Source organism: Stutzerimonas sp. S1, assembly GCF_025966695.1.
Lineage (GTDB): Bacteria > Pseudomonadota > Gammaproteobacteria > Pseudomonadales > Pseudomonadaceae > Stutzerimonas.
On record NZ_JAOEIY010000003.1, the window covers coordinates 316902 to 332374 of the forward strand.

Annotated in this window: 18 protein-coding genes; 7 read left to right on the forward strand and 11 right to left on the reverse strand. The window is 56.5% G+C overall.

What is annotated here, in order from left to right; genetic code table 11:
• Position 1: 1 nt before the first annotated feature.
• Positions 2-526 carry a DNA-binding protein gene (locus N8H22_RS08250; RefSeq protein WP_021209457.1) on the forward strand — a complete coding sequence of 175 codons (525 nt, stop codon included), beginning with the start codon at positions 2-4 and terminating at the stop codon, positions 524-526.
• A gap of 20 nt (positions 527-546) precedes the next feature.
• On the opposite strand, the gene N8H22_RS08255 is transcribed toward N8H22_RS08250, so the two are convergent.
• Positions 547-942: an AlpA family phage regulatory protein gene (locus N8H22_RS08255; protein ID WP_312842055.1), complete on the reverse strand. Its 396-nt coding sequence runs from the start codon at positions 940-942 to the stop codon at positions 547-549.
• Positions 943-1310: 368 nt separating this feature from the next.
• Here N8H22_RS08255 and N8H22_RS08260 point away from each other — a divergent pair, with 368 nt between their 5' ends.
• A complete protein-coding gene (locus N8H22_RS08260) occupies positions 1311-2135 on the forward strand; it encodes a GIY-YIG nuclease family protein (protein ID WP_264590132.1) in 825 nt (274 codons plus the stop codon).
• Positions 2136-2278: 143 nt separating this feature from the next.
• Here N8H22_RS08260 and N8H22_RS08265 read toward each other — a convergent pair whose 3' ends face one another.
• Both N8H22_RS08265 and N8H22_RS08270 read right to left on the reverse strand, forming a co-directional pair.
• Positions 2279-3478, reverse strand: a complete 1200-nt coding sequence (locus tag N8H22_RS08265; RefSeq protein WP_264590133.1) for a hypothetical protein — start codon at positions 3476-3478, stop codon at positions 2279-2281.
• Positions 3478-4620, reverse strand: coding sequence for a nucleoid-associated protein (locus N8H22_RS08270; protein WP_264590134.1), 1143 nt, complete (start codon positions 4618-4620; stop codon positions 3478-3480). Before N8H22_RS08270 ends, N8H22_RS08265 begins: the two co-directional genes overlap by 1 nt.
• A gap of 1031 nt (positions 4621-5651) precedes the next feature.
• Between N8H22_RS08270 and radC the strand changes: the two genes are divergently transcribed.
• Positions 5652-6161 (forward strand): DNA repair protein RadC, encoded by a 510-nt coding sequence (gene radC / locus N8H22_RS08280; protein ID WP_255831501.1) that lies wholly within the window; start codon positions 5652-5654, stop codon positions 6159-6161.
• Here radC and N8H22_RS08285 read toward each other — a convergent pair.
• Complete coding sequence (locus N8H22_RS08285; protein WP_080902139.1) at positions 6158-6739, reverse strand: ProQ/FINO family protein; 582 nt, start codon at positions 6737-6739, stop codon at positions 6158-6160. The genes radC and N8H22_RS08285 overlap by 4 nt on opposite strands.
• Positions 6740-7206: 467 nt before the next feature.
• Complete coding sequence (locus N8H22_RS08290) at positions 7207-7353, reverse strand: hypothetical protein (RefSeq protein WP_255831502.1); 147 nt, start codon at positions 7351-7353, stop codon at positions 7207-7209.
• 586 nt (positions 7354-7939) lie between these two features.
• Between N8H22_RS08290 and N8H22_RS08295 the strand changes: the two genes are divergently transcribed.
• Positions 7940-8770, forward strand: a complete 831-nt coding sequence (locus N8H22_RS08295; protein ID WP_044316092.1) for a DUF932 domain-containing protein — start codon at positions 7940-7942, stop codon at positions 8768-8770.
• 128 nt (positions 8771-8898) lie between these two features.
• Here N8H22_RS08295 and N8H22_RS08300 read toward each other — a convergent pair whose 3' ends face one another.
• From N8H22_RS08300 to N8H22_RS08325, 6 genes are all read right to left on the reverse strand, one after another.
• Entirely contained in the window at positions 8899-9093 is a 195-nt protein-coding gene (locus N8H22_RS08300; RefSeq protein WP_044316091.1) for a hypothetical protein, read from the reverse strand.
• 205 nt (positions 9094-9298) lie between these two features.
• Entirely contained in the window at positions 9299-9565 is a 267-nt protein-coding gene (locus N8H22_RS08305) for a hypothetical protein (RefSeq protein ID WP_241283968.1), read from the reverse strand.
• Positions 9566-10259: 694 nt separating this feature from the next.
• The gene (locus N8H22_RS08310; protein ID WP_264590135.1) at positions 10260-10547 is read right to left on the reverse strand and encodes a nucleotidyltransferase domain-containing protein; all 288 of its coding nucleotides are present in this window, start codon (positions 10545-10547) and stop codon (positions 10260-10262) included.
• Entirely contained in the window at positions 10547-11188 is a 642-nt protein-coding gene (locus N8H22_RS08315) for a hypothetical protein (RefSeq protein ID WP_264590136.1), read from the reverse strand. Before N8H22_RS08315 ends, N8H22_RS08310 begins: the two co-directional genes overlap by 1 nt.
• Positions 11185-11877 carry an HNH endonuclease signature motif containing protein gene (locus N8H22_RS08320; protein WP_264590137.1) on the reverse strand — a complete coding sequence of 231 codons (693 nt, stop codon included), beginning with the start codon at positions 11875-11877 and terminating at the stop codon, positions 11185-11187. The genes N8H22_RS08315 and N8H22_RS08320 overlap by 4 nt, the downstream gene beginning before the upstream one ends.
• 83 nt (positions 11878-11960) lie before the next feature.
• On the reverse strand, positions 11961-12269 hold the full coding sequence (locus N8H22_RS08325; protein WP_264590138.1) for a hypothetical protein: 309 nt from the start codon (positions 12267-12269) through the stop codon (positions 11961-11963).
• A 1033-nt stretch (positions 12270-13302) separates the two neighbouring features.
• Between N8H22_RS08325 and N8H22_RS08330 the strand changes: the two genes are divergently transcribed.
• From N8H22_RS08330 to N8H22_RS08340, 3 genes are all read left to right on the forward strand, one after another.
• Entirely contained in the window at positions 13303-13614 is a 312-nt protein-coding gene (locus tag N8H22_RS08330; RefSeq protein ID WP_264590139.1) for a DUF736 domain-containing protein, read from the forward strand.
• Between the two features lie 681 nt (positions 13615-14295).
• A complete protein-coding gene (locus N8H22_RS08335) occupies positions 14296-15114 on the forward strand; it encodes a DUF2285 domain-containing protein (RefSeq protein WP_264590140.1) in 819 nt (272 codons plus the stop codon).
• Between the two features lie 61 nt (positions 15115-15175).
• Entirely contained in the window at positions 15176-15469 is a 294-nt protein-coding gene (locus N8H22_RS08340; protein WP_264590214.1) for a helix-turn-helix domain-containing protein, read from the forward strand.
• Positions 15470-15473 lie beyond the last annotated feature (4 nt).

Here is a 15473-nt window from a genome sequence, read left to right on the forward strand (position 1 = left end):
GATGGAATACACATTCACCCTGAAATACCAGCTCGCCGACAATGACCGTACCCCGGATATTCTGGTCGAGCGCCTTGGCGAAGCGGGCTGCGACGATGCCCTGGTCGGCATCGGCCAGCCGGGTCGGCTGGCGCTGGAGTTCACTCGAGAGGCGGAGAGTGCGGATGCGGCTGTGCGCAGTGCACTGGCCGATGTGCGCCATGCAGTGCCCTCAGCTAGGTTGATCGAGGTCGCCCCTGATCTGGTCGGTCTAACCGACGTGGCCGAAATGGTTGGGGTATCGCGACAAAACATGCGCAAGCTGATGCTGGCCAATCCGGGCAGCTTCCCCGCACCGGTGCACGAGGGCAGTGCGTCAATCTGGCACCTGGCGGACGTGCTGGCCTGGTTGCAGACCAAGGGCAGCTACTCGCTGGCCTGGGATGTTCTGGAGGTGGCTCAAGTGGCTTTGCAGGTCAATCTGGCGAAGGAAAGTCGGCGTCTACCTCGCTCGACTTCTACGGAGCTGGAAGCTCTAGTTGGCTGAGGCCTGCATCGGCCGCATACCTAATCTGAGCTCGACCGAACCGGGCGGGTTTTCCGTAGGCGGACATCCGGGCCACTGATGTTTTTACGAGGCGCCTGCTTGCGCTCCTCGATCCACGCCTCCACCTCAGCTAAGTCCCATACGACGCAACGCGGTGTCAGGTTAAAGCGTCTAGGGAACTCGCCACGACGCTCCATCTCGTAGATGGTCGTTTCGGACAGAGGGATGATCTGTCTTAGCTCTTGTCGCCGGATGGTGCGCCGAAACGGTAGGGGGCTTTGCTTCGGAAACTGTGGTAGCACGTCGTAGCCGTCTGTCTCTGGAATGGGCAGTGGCTCGCTGTTTTTAGAAATCAGTAAGCTGGGCATAGGCGATTGTGGCTCCACGTTGACTAAGGGAGTCTGCGGAAGCGGCATGGTGCGGTTCGGTACCTATCGAGACAACCTGTTGCAGCGTAGAGGAACGAAACCTAGATCCATCTGCAATGCCTTTGTAGTCGCGGGATTCAGTTGATGCCAGCGAGCGAAGGACAACACCACCACGAAGGCTTACGGGCAATTGCAGCCGGTCACGACTGGCAGCTACCGGCCATAAGCGGACGTTCCCCAGCGACGGCTACCAGCCAGAAACGGTTAGTCATATCCGGCTGCTTCCGGCCAAACGCTGATGTACCTAGCCATCAGGTCTATACCAATCAAAACTACGTGAAAGACGATCTGGACGGCCTTAGCGCTGCCATGGAATCCTTGGGGCACGCAGTCCCTTCCAGCAGAGCCAACCATCCATGCTTATGAAACTCCTAAGCAGCATCCTGCCGTCACTCACAATACAAAAAACAAAGGTGCATCTTGCACAACACAATGGGTTCGAACACCCAATGGACGTATACCTTGCGGGCGATTTTGACGATTGGCAGTCATGGCAGTCCCGAAGGAACTTCGAATGCGATTACGTGATTGGTCTGGTCGAACTACCCGGCACCAAAAAATGGTTACTGGCTGGTGTGTACGATTCACTCAAGGTCAACGAATTGAAGGGTAGTAGAGAGAGTCGTGACTTTGTGTACGACTACCGCCGTGTACCTGAATTTGCCGAGCTGGAAGGCCGCTTAATACTCGACTACACGAAACCACGAGGTAACTATCTCTGGCTGGAAACGTGCCTGAAAAGCATGGTTGTATCATCGGTGCTGGAAAAGCCTATGACAGTCGGAAAATTTCCCGGCTTCAAGGAAGTAGATATATCTCATAGGGAATTGAACATTATCGTCAAACAAGGTCTGGAATCTTGGAAAACAGCGCTTTCCAGCGTAGCAGGTGTGTATCTCATATCTGACCGTACTGAAGGCGAGCATCAGCTATACGTAGGCTCCGCGACCGGGACGGGCGGTTTGTGGGATCGCTGGGTTAACTACTCTAATAACGGGCATGGTGGAAATACCCGCATACGAGATCTGCAAAACAAGCGTGGCAAAAAATTCGCAGAAAATTTCAGGTTCAGCATTCTCGAAATTGCGGATAAACATACAGGGAAGGACGAAATGAAGCAGAAAGAAATCCATTGGAAGCGCCGCCTTCTGACGCGCGACAGCGGACTAAACGGGAACTGAAGGGATACCCCCGACTCAAGAAGGCACCTAACGGCCAAAAGCCGCCCCCTCAGAACCAATACCGTGGTCTATGCCGATTGTTCAGACGTTTTTTAGCGGGCTGGAGGCCCTGCGATGTTCCGCACGCTATCAGGCGATAGCGGTCACTCAATGAAAAAGAGTACTACCTTGGTTGCAAGAATTACCGCAACGCCCCATACGGGCAACCATGACACCTTGCCCAATATTTCGAAAGTATTATTTAACGATTTTACTTGCACCTCAAGCTGGGTTGCGGTTTCTGCAAGCAGCTCCTGAATTCTTCTAGGGTATGTATTCATCCTAGACTCAAAACCTTCAAAAGCCATGGTAAAACTGTGCTGAAGCCTCTTTACCTGAAGCTTCTGATTCTTAATCGTTGACAGCAGAATGAACGAAACAACGACTAATCCAACAGATAGCACCCACACTTCCAAGGGGTCATTGCTCTTGTATACCAATAAAATCCCGGCGATAGACACAGGCAACGCAAGTAGCTTACCTGCAATATCACCAAGAATTTCGCTTAAGCTCTTCGCATACTCCAGCTCAGCGCGAGCGACCTCCTGCCGAACTTTCTCGAATGAGAACCCATGAACATAAGACTGAAGATTAATTCGGTATTGATAAAGAACCTTACTCCATTCTTGAACTACAATCATGAATGGGTCACCACAGTCCCCGGCCGCATCTAAAACATCAGCTATGGACAGCCTGAACATCATCACGCGCTCAAGTAGGTTAGGCTTGCTGGAATTTTTAGGGTGGAGAATCTGCTCCAGCAGGTCCAAATGATTCAGCCGTACCTCTGCCATCTCAGGAGTAACCTTGGTAGCAATTAGGAACGTGCGCGGAGGCTTCACTCCATCTTGAGGTAGGGCGAAAAACAGATTGAAAAAGGCCCGATTCGTCTCCCGATCGACCCCTATCGCCAGCTCCGAGAGCAGATGCACCAGCCTACAGACCTTCTTGAGGTTTGCTATCGGCCCAGGTGCATTCTTGTCTGAAAACATCCAGTTCAGATCTACTATGTAGATGTTTTCAGGAAACACGCCCTTATTAATAGAGGTGCTACCAGCCAAAAGCGTCTTGATATCTGGAAAGAACTTACCGTGCTCATTAGATGGTAACTTAAAAGTAAATGAGCACCCTGTTTCAGGTGAGGTCTCCACTTCCAAAAAACGGCCGAAGTGCTGAGGTAGCTCTTTCAGCGCTTCAAGCTTATCCGCAAGGCCTTTGTCGTAACCCCCTTCATAGGAAAAGGCGCCATCTACAACTGGCTTACGACCTGTTGATCTGTATAAATCAACGACCTTGGCGAACATTATTTATCCCTGCTTGCTATCTCTTCTTCAATCAGAGATATTAGCGAGTCAGGCAAGTTAGTCAAGATTAACTTTTTAGTTTTTTCATCATAAAACACATCTGCAACTTCCTCTTTGCCTAAGGCGCCGCGCTCGAACTGAATGGACCAACTTGCAGCCTCAGATTTAATTCGGGTCTTCTCTTTAAGGCCTTTTGCGTTAACAGAGAACTCTACCGGAACCTTATATTTCTCATCATTAAGGAAATCCTTAATGCCTTCAATATGCTCAGCGAGGTCCTCGGGCACATTCTTTACAGCCGCGAGGCAAACACCATCCAGTCGCGCTGACTTTTTATCTTCCAGTTGTTTTTCGAGGTATTTAATTACCGCCTCTTTGGCTTTGTAGCTAAACCCCTTTAGCGCTGGCTTGGACTGAAAGAACGCGACGACAGCATCGACTGCTCCTTTCGTAGCTCTGCCAGATGCAACGCCTTTCGCACACCCAAGCGCGTAGATGAAATAGTCAGACGCTTGGCTGTCTCTCCCGCGGCTTACGAAGCACAGGTAAGTCGTATCAATACGCTCTTCCAAGGCTTCTTTAGCCTCCGCGTCATCCTCAATTTCAGCCTCTTCCTGAGCAAGCTGGTGCGTGATGTATGCAAAGTCATTGACGTTGATACGGGCAGCCTGCTGGACCTTATTCAGATCGATTTCCTGAATCTCTTTGGGTACATAGTTCTCATCGAGCTGGATGCCCCCCCTCTGCTTCATGCTGGCGACCAGGAAGAACTGGGAGCCTTGGGATTCATATAGAGCGCACAGGATATGGCCACCGGTCGACAGCACGCGCTTTGCTGCCTGCTCGACCAGTTGATCCATCACGAGATGTGAAAGCGAAAGAAATGCTGTAGCGTCAGGCAGGTTGCCGGTGTACGCATCAAAGGCAGCAGGGAAAGGCCCTTGTCGCTCGTCATTGGAAAACTGGCCATAAACAACGCTATTGCCAGTGGTGCCAATCAGACCATTAATTCCTTGCGCCAACGCGATTAGTGCCCGGTTCTCGGTATCTAGAACAATGTCTTTTTTGACGACCTTACCAATTACGTCGGTGTGAGCTTCTTTGGTGAAGCTGTGGATGATGGCGTGCTTGAGGACAAACATTTGGAGATCCTTCTCTGGATGGTCTTCCATAGTTTCATAGCGAAGCTATAGCAAGAACTGTATATCCATCCAGAAACGAATATCAGATAATCATCTCAGGTCTCCAGCGCCCGAAAACAGAAAGAGCGCCGAAGGCGCGCTGTCTATGCCGTTTACGGCCCATGCCAAACCGAGCCCAAGCTAACCAAGTAGGGACTAGCCACTCCTCGGCGTGCCTAGCAATTGATGCTTGCGCACCGCAATGCCCTCTCAGTGAAAGGAATGACGCCGCCTAATCGCCGGCCAATGCCCTTTTGGTCATACCCTTGAGCGACGAAAGCCGCTCCACCGCATCGACGTTGCTCTTGCATAATCGGGGACAGACCACGATTAATTTCGCTTCTACCTATATTGTTCAAGCCAAACCATGGTCTGTCCCTGTGGGTAGTAATCGCTGGTTGGTCGGTTTGGGGGGCACGCCGGAGACACTGGCGATGCTCGTCATGGCTGGTGCCGCAGCCCACTTGGCCATTGCCTTGTTGCGGCAGTCCAGTTCTCTTCGTGCATGGCCTGTTGGGCGATGGGGATACTGGTTCTATCCAGTTCACCTGTCAGTCCTGTCCCTGTTGAGTCTCTGAAAGGGCGTTCGTCCGCTTCTGGCCGAAAGCTGCTAAATGATCTTCCGCCGTCCGACCTCACGTTTTCGCTCTATTGTCTGAGGGATTCCCATTTTGAGGCATCCGGCGATCCGCCGTCGGGCTCGCGGGCTGCTGCGCCCCGCGCCTCGTGCCGGGTCGCGGCCATTCGGCTTTGATCCGTGATGTCTTCGGCCCTTGAGGGCCTGCGCGCTCCGCTTGCCTCGATCCGTGGCATGGGTGGAATGGGGGGCGGTCTTGCTGTTCCCTTCACCGTATCACGGCGTTCTCGCCGTCAAGGGCTGCGCGTGCCTTGCACGCTGGCGTCCTGGCGGTCGTCGTTGACCCCTGACAGCTGCGCTGCGCCGTGCTGGTGCCGGTTCCGGGCAATTCCGCCCGAGCAACCGGAGCACGACTATGTCGCAACTTTCCTTTTCCTCGTTCGATGCCATGCTGCTGGTGCGTGACGCACAGGGGCGCTACCTGCCGGCATCTGTAGATCAGATCCTGAGCGTGGCGCGTCAGGCGATTGATCAGAAGTACCAGCGCGGGGCGCTGTTTGACGCACCGGAAGTGGTCAAAGATTACCTGAGTACCAAGCTGGTCGGTTTCGAGCACGAGGTGTTCGCAGCGCTGTTCATGGACAGCAAACATCGGTTGCTTGAGTACGTTGAGTTGTTCCGCGGCACCATCGATCAGGCTTCGGTGTATCCGCGCGAAGTGGTGAAGGAGGCGTTGCGGATTAACGCTGCGGCGGTGATCTTCTCGCATAACCATCCGAGCGGAAATCCAGAGCCAAGCCAGGCGGACAAGGTGCTGACCCAGCGCCTCAAGGAGGCGCTGGCGCTGGTGGATGTACGCACGCTGGATCACATCATAGTGGGCGGCGAGGCAACGGTTTCGTTCGCAGAGCAGGGCTTGCTCTAGCCGCAGGGGGCTTCGGCCCCCTTTTTTGCTGCGCCGTCGAATGCGGGCGGCATGGAGTCCACTTGTTTTTCATCCGCTACCCGTTCCACAGCGGAATCGGCGGCCTTATCCGGCATACGCTCTTTTGGCTTTTTTTGACTACGTCGTGCTTGGCCGCGCTGCCGCTTAGCTTGCTGCTTCGCGTGCAGCGCCTGGTTCGCCGTCACCACGCCAACCGCCTGACCATTCAGGTCCATGCGTGGCGCATTCTCCGTCATGCATGCCCAGTAGCGACTTCCTCGGCACCAGATAGCGATGCCTTGTTTGAGCTGTTCCTTGGTTATTCCGAGCAGATCCAGGTGTTGCTCAGCATCTTGGAGAATCCCTTCCTTTAGGGGTACCTTGGGGGCCGGACTGACCGGGAAAGCCAATGGAAAACGCTTCTGCAACCGCCAGATCGCTTCCACCGCAGGATCTTGCTCGCGAGGCTCTGTCTTCCGAGAAGGCTTCTGCATACGCTGCTGCGTAGCATCAGCCTTTTCCTGCACCTTTTCAGCTCGTAGGCGGTCTCGTAGCTCTGCTAGTAGTTCAAAACCCATCGTTCAGTTCGCAGCTTCATCGTTGATTCGTGCTGATAGGGTATCCCATGCAAAACGTTTTACACAGCCTGCTTAAGAGTGCGTGAGCGCGGCATCTGACCCGCCTGGCTACAGATCGTTGTGGCTGCCACATCCGGCGGGGCCTGGGCGGATATGTGTATTGCCTGCATAGCTGGTACGACTCTAAATGTTGTTGATTGCGTCCGTGAGAACTTTTGGGGTAGCTGCGTGCCCGTAATGCCTCTTCCTGCTTTGCAGGGGGCTTCGGCCATCTTTGTGCTGCGCCACTCAAGGCGGCCGGCACACACCACTTGTCGCGGAGGCGTTGGCGAAGTCGTTTTACGTAGGTGCTGTCCGCAAGCTCATCCGGCCCCAAGTCCAGCGCGCAATTCGCCAACGAGGCGAGCACACCATCGCTGAGCCGAAAATCGTCGGGCAGAGGTCCCCCGCTCTGTGCGCTGTTTTCCTCAACGGCAGCAAACAATGCCTTGAAGAAGTCGGTTCGCGAAGGCCGCGTTCCTGTAGACGCGGCGCGGGTCGGTGTTGTAGCGCTTTTCGCCGATCAGGATGTTTTCGCAGACTTGCTGCGGGGTGGTGGTCTGCGCTGTAGGCATGTGTCATCCTTTATGTTGAAGTCGCTTCAGCCTATTTGACCTTGCTGGGTGTGTCGGTACCCCAAACCACATTGCTTGACCGGCTCTGAGGTACTTCAGCTGTTTGGGCATCCCCGCCTATGGCCGGGCGCGCTGTCGTGCTGCGCATCGAGCCTCGCTGCGCAAGTCTCGCCCTTTGGGCTTCCATCGTTCCCTCGCTGTGCTCGGCTAATGCCTTCGGCCCGGCTGCTCCGGGCCTGCGCGCTGCGCTTGCGAAGGCCGTTGCCCATGCTGCGGCCATTGCCTGTCGATCCGTCTTTCCCTGACTTCATCACCTTGTCGCGACTGTAGCGCGCGGCCTCGCGCCTTCAAGGCGCGCCGGGCCGTGTCCTCGGCTGCGCCTGCGGGCCGCACCCTCCCGGCGCTTGCTTCCTTGACGGCACCCGTCCGCGTGCTCCTGACCGTCGCGGGCGATGAACTCAGGAAAGACGGTGGCAACGAGGCCAGCCCAGGTGTTCGTGCCGACCCCACCGGAAGAGCCGAAAGCGGGCTCCGAATCTAGGAATCCGGTGGGGGTTGAACAGCAAACCTTGTCAGGAGAACGACCATGCAACTTGCTTCCAACTTCTCGTACCGCTCCCCGGTGCTGCGCTCGGAATCCCCCTTGTCGGATGAGCAGATTCGCAATGTGGCCCCGTCCATCTTCGCCGAGGCTCCGCACGAAAGCCGCTCCGAGCGCTACAGCTACATCCCGACCGCGACCCTGTTGCAGGAGCTGCGCGGCGAGGGCTTCGAGCCCTTCATGGTGTGTCAGACCCGGGTGCGCCGGGACGACCGGCGCGAATTCACCAAGCACATGATCCGCCTGCGTCATGCCAGCCAGATTGATGCCCGAGGCGAGGCCAATGAAATCATCCTGCTGAATTCGCACGACGGCACCAGCAGCTACCAGATGCTGGCCGGCATGTTCCGTTTCGTCTGCCAGAACGGCCTAGTCTGCGGCGACACCGTAGCGGACGCGCGCGTGCCGCATAAAGGCGACGTGGCCGCCCAGGTGATCGAGGGCGCTTACCAAGTACTGCACGGTTTCGAGCAGGCGCAGGTGTCGCGCGAGGCCATGCGCGCTGTCACCCTGGATGGCGGCGAGGCCGAAGTCTTCGCCCGTGCCGCGCTGGCTCTCAAGTATGACGATCACGCCAAGCCGGCGCCGATCACCGAACGGCAGGTGCTGGCCCCGCGCCGTCTCGACGACAACCGAGCCGACCTCTGGAGCGTGTTCAACCGAACCCAGGAAAACCTCATTCGTGGCGGTCTGGTCGGGCGCAGCAATAGCGGACGCCGTCAGCGTACCCGCCCCGTGCAGGGCATCGACCAGGACCTACGCCTGAACCGTGCCCTGTGGCTTCTGGCCGATGGCCTGCGCCAGTTGAAAGCCTGAAGCCCACCCGGAGGGGCCGTCGGGCGGTCGGCCCCTCATATATTTCGAACGTTGTCGTAACCGTGCGTGGTGTTCCGCCACGGAGAGTTGAATCGAGACCTCGGATCAGCCGACTGCTACCGAAGACGCTATTGGTCCAAGTTTTGAGCGATGTGCCCGACGAGCTTCAGGGGCTCGCGACTGTTCATCACGGTAAACATGAGGTCGCGTTTGCTGCGGGGGAGAGCTTGGGAGCAACGCTTGGCAGTGGCCTTTACTGCCGCATTCGTGCCGTGGAGCTTGGCGGTAAGAAGAAGTGCGATGGTCGCATCAGTCAGGGTCACGAGCGTCTCGTTTTAAAGGATGGTACAGCCATATTTTATGGCAGTTTCGTTAGTAGCGAAAAGAACTTGGATTGCCGAACTCGGCGATAATCATGGGTGTTTCGTGGCGGCGTATACCAATGTGCTTGGCATGGGAACTGGCTTTCTGTGTTGACAATGCCAGCGAAAGAAAGAATTGGCCGCCGCAGCGGGCGGCCCAGAGCAATCAGCCGTGCGCCGCACTCGCCCCAAGTGCGCGGCGATACAGCACGACCATCTCGTCGAGCAGTTCCTGAGCTGCATAGCTCAGTAAGTGAGCACGCAGATCGAGGGTCTGAGCGCCCCCGTTGTCGGTAAGCTGGCAGAGCAGCCCCCGGATCATCTCGGCGCGCATTTCTGCGTCGGCTAGTGGACCAGGCAACGAAACGGCTGCCGAATAGCCCGAACGGGCAGTAGAAGGAAAGGGCAGGAGATTGGAAGGCTGCTTAGTCATGGCGCACCTCGCGACGCGAAGTGGCACAACAGCCAATAGTAGATAAAACGACGAGGCGGGGCGCGGGCGTAAAAAGGGAATAGCGCATTTTGGTGCTCCTTGGTTTGGTTAAGGAGCCGTCACCCGCCGTTGCTACGCGGTTATGGGTGGCGGACCGCACGGGGGTAGCAAACCGGAAACCAAGGGAACCGGCCAGGCCGAAGCCTGCCCCGCACGGTCCGCCATAGCGTCGCTACAGCGCGGTACAAGTACCGACTGTGCGCTACGGCGCAACTGCGCCCTTGGTTTTCTCAGGTTGCTACACCCGGCCGCGGCATTTACCGCGACCAGGTCAGTCTAGCGCGAGGCTTTTGAGAGGGCAAACGTGCTGGGGCGTAAGTAGGGAGATGGGCGTGTTGAAGCTTGCAGAGTCGCGGGGTAGCTCTCGACCGACCCATGCGGCCGATGACGAACGGCGGACATCGGCCGATTCTGTTGAAAAAGTCGGTTTTTGAGAGAGCTGCTTTTCGGCAGCTCAAAAATTGCTCGATTCCGGCGCTGCTACGTAAAAACTAATACAGCTCAGTTTTCTGGCGAACCAGATTTCAACGTCGCTAACGCTCTTTCATGGGCAAAAATCGCGGTGGGACTTTTTCAACAGAATCGGCCAGGAGCAGACACTCCGAATGTGTCTAGACTACCTGGGGCGATTCAGTCAGTTGGACTCGGCCAGTTGCGAAAGGCTAATGCACCCCTCGCTCGAAACAAATCCCGTCTCCTCGACCTCTGCCGGCAGCATAAACAGTACATCGAGCGGTAACTCCTGGCCTGCATGCCTCAACTCTGCCTTCAGCCGGCACAGCGGGTCGCCGGCCGGGCCAACGATCAAGATGTCAAAATCGCTGCCTACACCCAACAGCGATGAGCCAAACATGAAGGACTCGAAGTCCCGCAGTGATTGGCAGGTTTGGAGCAGGTGTTTCGCGACTTCACATGCCGTCATCAACGGCTTCGCAGCAGAGCCTTCAGTTCGTCCCACGTCATTACCTCGCATCCAAGGCTTCGCCCGGCATCGATGGCGCTCCTAGTGGGATTTCCGTTGGGGTTGATGTGCCAGGCAACATCGATGCGACCGAATCGTTCCCAGAGGGTGCGAACGGCATTGGCTGTTGGCTCGTACTCCATGATCATGCCTACCCTAAAGGTATTCCCACTGGCGAGTGTCATCGTGAAGACGCGATCAAACTCTCTATCGATGTGCGTAATTTCTCTCATTTGGCTGATGAGCCGATACGAGAAGAAATAGTCTTTATGGGAGGCAGCTCTGACGCTGTCCTCGTGAATGGCAGTGCTTAGGGTGCCCGAGCTTCCCCATCCTATTCCGTTGGTTTCTAGGTAGCTGATCGCACCGCCTTCCCACACGCAGTTCTTTCGATATCCACAGAGGAAATCCATGTTGGGAAAATCTGTGTGGTACTGCATCGCCAGTGCGGCTGTGATCGTGTAGGCGGCTGAGATAACCGCAACTACGTCGGGCTGCTCTTGGATCGTAATCCGGATGGCGTCCCCGCGGACTTGCTCTGCGGACGCAACCTTCCGATTTTGCCGGATGTATTCCAAGGCGTAGTTCACTTGCCAGCTCATGCGAAGATTCCGTCCATTTCTGCGGGATACCGAATAGCGCCACCGAAGACACCGCACACATGACGCTCTGAAAGGCCTCGAACATGCTCCTGGTATCGAGCGAATGTGTGCTTCTCGGCATCCGTCATGTGGTTCAGATTTGCCTTGATGATGGCTTGAATGCGGAAATGGTTAGGAAGAATGACATTTCGCATCCTCTGTCCCCACGTCACAGCAGTTTCAGATTCAGGATCGTATTCAAAGCTGGAGCCATCGACGGGGGCAAATTCTTCCCAAATGGCCTTGTTTTCGGCCATGGCGGCAGTGACGGCTACCCTAACTTGGCCTCTTTCGTCGTAGGCACGAATTCCTTGCTTAAGTGCCAGGGCGACCAGGTGATTGCTTTTCCAATCTAGTAGGGTAGCCCTACTGTATCCGTCAGGATCCTTGTCGATAACCGTATGACAGGTCGGACACAGCAAGATCAGGTTTTCAAAGGAGTCAGCCTCAAAAGCTCCGGTGGGCCTGTCTTCGTGGCGCGGGCCAGTTTCTCCATGCGGAATCACATGTGCCATCTCGGCTATATGCTTGTCTCCGCCCATTGCGTTGGGGAAAAGAGGCTGGAGGCAGTCGGGGTGCTGGCAGTAGCCTGCCGCCTCCGAGAAGAGTCGTAGCTTCGTTTCTTTTGGAATATTTTTTCGATCAGCCATGGTGCGCAGGTACTCAGATGCGGCTAGAGATGAAGTAAATGAGCGGCCTCAACGATTCGTCGCCTGACCTGGCATAGGCAGCTTTAGTCTTCATCTGCATCGTCGGAATTAGTACCGGTGTAGCGGAAATCATCGCGCGTAAGGAGATAAGCTGCTGGCTTGGCAACGCCATGATCAGCACGGACCAAAGTGGCGGAGATGTGGATGTAGTCAACCCCCTCGATGTAGTCATTCCACTGGGCGAAAATCTCATCTCGGATGAATGGCTTTGTGATTCGTCCCCCATCCTTTCCAAATAGATGAAGGATCTTCCATGCCGGAACTAGTGTCATTCCGGTGTGGTACAACTCGGCAAAATGCAGCTCGAAAATGCATTTTTCAGTCCTGTTCATGGCAAAACCCCAAGCGTAGGTTGTTAGGTAAATATAGTGTTGTTAGAGGAATATAACAACGCAGTTTTACCGGCAACCCGCTGTAAGCGTCATCGTGCATCTCTGGCCGCCAGCTTCCTCTGGCGGATGATCGCGACACTCCAAGCGCGTCTAGGAAAACTGAGGGGATTCACAAAGTGCTTTCGAAGGCCACGAATGCAAAGGACAAGCTCGATCTGTTCTACAGCAAGTATCTGTAGAGGCGAGCCCTGACGGCAGATCAGCGACGTCCGCTTTTGGCCCAGGTTGTGTAAAAACGTTTCTGCCTGGATGCGGCCAGCTGAACTGACCCCAAAATCGCGTCGCTACGAAAAATCCAGGTCTGCTGAACAGCCAAGCTCCGTCAGATTTTACGTAGGGACCCAGACTTCAAAACGGGAATGCGTTTTCACACAGCCTGGGCCGATTCCTGCCGATCATGAGTGATAGTCAAAAGATTAGTCGATCGCTCTTTGGTCAAACGCTTTGAGCCACGCCCGGGCTTGCTGCGACAGGGTACGTGTGAGCACCATCTCCGACGCCGACGGCTCATGGTTTTGGAACGCGAAGGATGGGCCACGAACAAGCCGCTCGGCTTCGCTAAAGCACGTCCAGCCCATGCCTCAGGTCCGTTTGCAGCAGGCTGTGTCAGGGACGTTCTCGCGGTCGTCGGGGTGTTGACCTTGCCAGCATCAAGGAGCAGGCCGGTGAAGCCGTCACGCGGGAAGACCGAATCGGCCCATCTCCTTTTGGGGAAAGTTCGCCCCGCTGCGTCCTTGGCTCGTCGTGAATCCTGACGGTGGTACGGCTGTGCCTCGGGCTTCATGGCAGCAACCGTTCGGCGCAAACAATTTCCCCTCCGCTGTGCGGATTCCTCACCCACAAATTCTGTGCGCCTCTCGGTCCTCCACGTTGTTGCGGCCGCTGTGCGGTGCGGCCAGCCCGACCTCCGTCTGCCGGTTCACAACAAGGACGCGATGGGCGCGACCTTGGTACCCCGAAAGGAGAAATCACCATGGCCAACATCGGCACTTTCACCGCACAGAACGACGGCTTCACCGGCACTGTTCGCACCCTGACGCTCAACGTCAAGGTCAAGTTCGTTCCCAACGACAGGAGCAGCGAAAACGCCCCCGACTATCGCATCCAGACGGCCGGTGGCTACGACATCGGCGCGGCATGGGAGAAAGTCAGCCAGGCCGATCGGGCATACCTGTCCGTGACCCTGGAAGATCCTTCGTTTCCGGCAACGATCTACGCCCGTCTGATAGAAGACGAGAACGGTACGCACAACTTGATCTGGTCGCGCAGCAAGTCGGTAGCCTGACCACCTCATCGCCCCGCCCGTTGTGGCGGGGCACTGTTACGGAACTACAGCCGAACGTGCCGGCGTCGTGAACAATGCTATCCAGCGCGGCAATACGTTCCAGAGCTCGGCCACGCCGGCGTACTCGATTCTGGCCGCTTTTTAGCTGGCTCTGCTCAGGCCTCGCTCGATCGGTCGCGCCTGAATGGGGGGAAATCGTTTTATTGCAATGACGTTTTCGTGCTTTTTCAGAAAGTATCGGTGGCCGTTTCGGGCAGAAACGTCAAAGCGCTTTTTACATCTTTACAGAAACATGCAAAGCCGGGTTTCCGCTTTTGCTCTTTTACGGTTTCGTCCGTAGGCGGGTTCGTTCATTTGGAGCGATGCACAAACCCGTATCGGCAGCTCGGCGGTTTCGTGCACAAACCCATCCCTCCAAAAGCGTAATTGTGACTAACCGTAAGCGGTCAGACCGCCAGTGTCTGAATCGGTGTTTCTGTCTTCTACGGACGTAAGCCTGACCTATCGGGTCATCATCGTTTAACCCCCAAGCGATGCAGGATGGCTCAGCACTGCACGTCCTTGAGTCGCGTCGCGAACAGATGGCTCGGCTGGCGCTCCGGCGTTATCGGCTTCGCATAGCGGCCGTCGTTTTTCCGTTGCGAGCCAGGGGCGGCTATCTCGAAGCAGGGAGGTTGGCCGATGGCTCATCGCAACGCCGAGCAGAAGTGTCCCACCGCGGCCTATCTCTACCTTCTGCACCTCGATGAGCATGCTCTTGCCTGGGAGTACCTGCGCAGAAACCCGGAGTACCGGCGTGACTGGCAAGACTGCGTGCGCCGGGCTGCGACCGCGCACCGCTGGGGTTTGCGTGTGCTGGAAGATCCGGGGTTGGACGCCCGCGACGCGCATCCGCTCTGGCTTGTCGACCATCCAAGGCTGGTCCAGCTCCACCCCGACGTTTATTCCACACCCGACGCGGCAGCATTTAATTTCTGGCGCATTCCGGGCCGCAAGGGCCTAGTCCATGACGGTCTATGTCTGCGCGTGGCCACCAGTATTTCCGGCTGCCGGATCAGGCTGGCAATGGCGCCTGGCCTGAAAGATGGCGACGCGTTCGTTGTCGCCATGCGCCCAGGCCGCCTACCAGGGGCTCGTGCGCGCGTCATGACTGAAGCGCTGAACGAACTGGCCGCTGGATCCCATACCACGCCACTCGCACAGACTTTTTCTAGGCCGAGCGCCACCGCCTTGCTTGAACTGCACACTTTGCAAGCGCTGGATGCCAGCCTGGCGGGTGCCTCTCTACGGGAGGTCGCCTTGTGCCTCTTTGGTTCCGCGGCGGTAACACAGGGCTGGCATGCCGACGCGAGTCTGCGATCGAAGGTTCGCCGCTTGGTCCGGCGAGGCCGAAGGTTAATGCTCGATGATTATCGGCGTCTGGCACGGCTCGACCTGCAGGGGAGGGCCGTTCCGAGCCATCACCAAAACGACCCTGAGCAGGGGAGCCCAGCTGTCTGAGACTGGCTCCATCCGGCTGCACTGGTGCGGCCGACTGTCCTGAATGCTGGAGGTTTACCTTATGCGACCTGCTCCTGTGCAGCGTGCTGCTGCGCCCGGCACATCGATGCAACTTGCTGCTGTCCAGCCGCAGCGCTACCTCACGAACGAAGAGGCGGCCACCTACCTTCGCCTGTCGCCACGTACGCTGGAAAAGCAACGTGTGATCGGCGGTGGCCCGCGCTTTCGCAAGTTCGGTCGCCGTGTCATGTATGCCATCGTCGACCTCGATGCCTGGGCCGACCAGCACAGTTTCGAGGCCACCTCCGATCCTGAATATGCCGAGCAGCACTCGGCTGACAGCCGTGCGCGTTGACTGG

What these genes read in the sequence shown, in the direction of transcription:
- N8H22_RS08250 (WP_021209457.1), top strand. Translation starts at nt 2, where the DNA reads ATGGAATACACATTCACCCTGAAATACCAGCTCGCCGACAATGACCGT.
- N8H22_RS08255 (WP_312842055.1), bottom strand. Translation starts at nt 942, where the DNA reads ATGCCGCTTCCGCAGACTCCCTTAGTCAACGTGGAGCCACAATCGCCT.
- N8H22_RS08260 (WP_264590132.1), top strand. Translation starts at nt 1,311, where the DNA reads ATGCTTATGAAACTCCTAAGCAGCATCCTGCCGTCACTCACAATACAA.
- N8H22_RS08265 (WP_264590133.1), bottom strand. Translation starts at nt 3,478, where the DNA reads ATGTTCGCCAAGGTCGTTGATTTATACAGATCAACAGGTCGTAAGCCA.
- N8H22_RS08270 (WP_264590134.1), bottom strand. Translation starts at nt 4,620, where the DNA reads ATGTTTGTCCTCAAGCACGCCATCATCCACAGCTTCACCAAAGAAGCT.
- radC (WP_255831501.1), top strand. Translation starts at nt 5,652, where the DNA reads ATGTCGCAACTTTCCTTTTCCTCGTTCGATGCCATGCTGCTGGTGCGT.
- N8H22_RS08285 (WP_080902139.1), bottom strand. Translation starts at nt 6,739, where the DNA reads ATGGGTTTTGAACTACTAGCAGAGCTACGAGACCGCCTACGAGCTGAA.
- N8H22_RS08290 (WP_255831502.1), bottom strand. Translation starts at nt 7,353, where the DNA reads ATGCCTACAGCGCAGACCACCACCCCGCAGCAAGTCTGCGAAAACATC.
- N8H22_RS08295 (WP_044316092.1), top strand. Translation starts at nt 7,940, where the DNA reads ATGCAACTTGCTTCCAACTTCTCGTACCGCTCCCCGGTGCTGCGCTCG.
- N8H22_RS08305 (WP_241283968.1), bottom strand. Translation starts at nt 9,565, where the DNA reads ATGACTAAGCAGCCTTCCAATCTCCTGCCCTTTCCTTCTACTGCCCGT.
- N8H22_RS08310 (WP_264590135.1), bottom strand. Translation starts at nt 10,547, where the DNA reads ATGACGGCATGTGAAGTCGCGAAACACCTGCTCCAAACCTGCCAATCA.
- N8H22_RS08315 (WP_264590136.1), bottom strand. Translation starts at nt 11,188, where the DNA reads ATGAGCTGGCAAGTGAACTACGCCTTGGAATACATCCGGCAAAATCGG.
- N8H22_RS08320 (WP_264590137.1), bottom strand. Translation starts at nt 11,877, where the DNA reads ATGGCTGATCGAAAAAATATTCCAAAAGAAACGAAGCTACGACTCTTC.
- N8H22_RS08325 (WP_264590138.1), bottom strand. Translation starts at nt 12,269, where the DNA reads ATGAACAGGACTGAAAAATGCATTTTCGAGCTGCATTTTGCCGAGTTG.
- N8H22_RS08330 (WP_264590139.1), top strand. Translation starts at nt 13,303, where the DNA reads ATGGCCAACATCGGCACTTTCACCGCACAGAACGACGGCTTCACCGGC.
- N8H22_RS08335 (WP_264590140.1), top strand. Translation starts at nt 14,296, where the DNA reads ATGGCTCATCGCAACGCCGAGCAGAAGTGTCCCACCGCGGCCTATCTC.
- N8H22_RS08340 (WP_264590214.1), top strand. Translation starts at nt 15,176, where the DNA reads ATGCGACCTGCTCCTGTGCAGCGTGCTGCTGCGCCCGGCACATCGATG.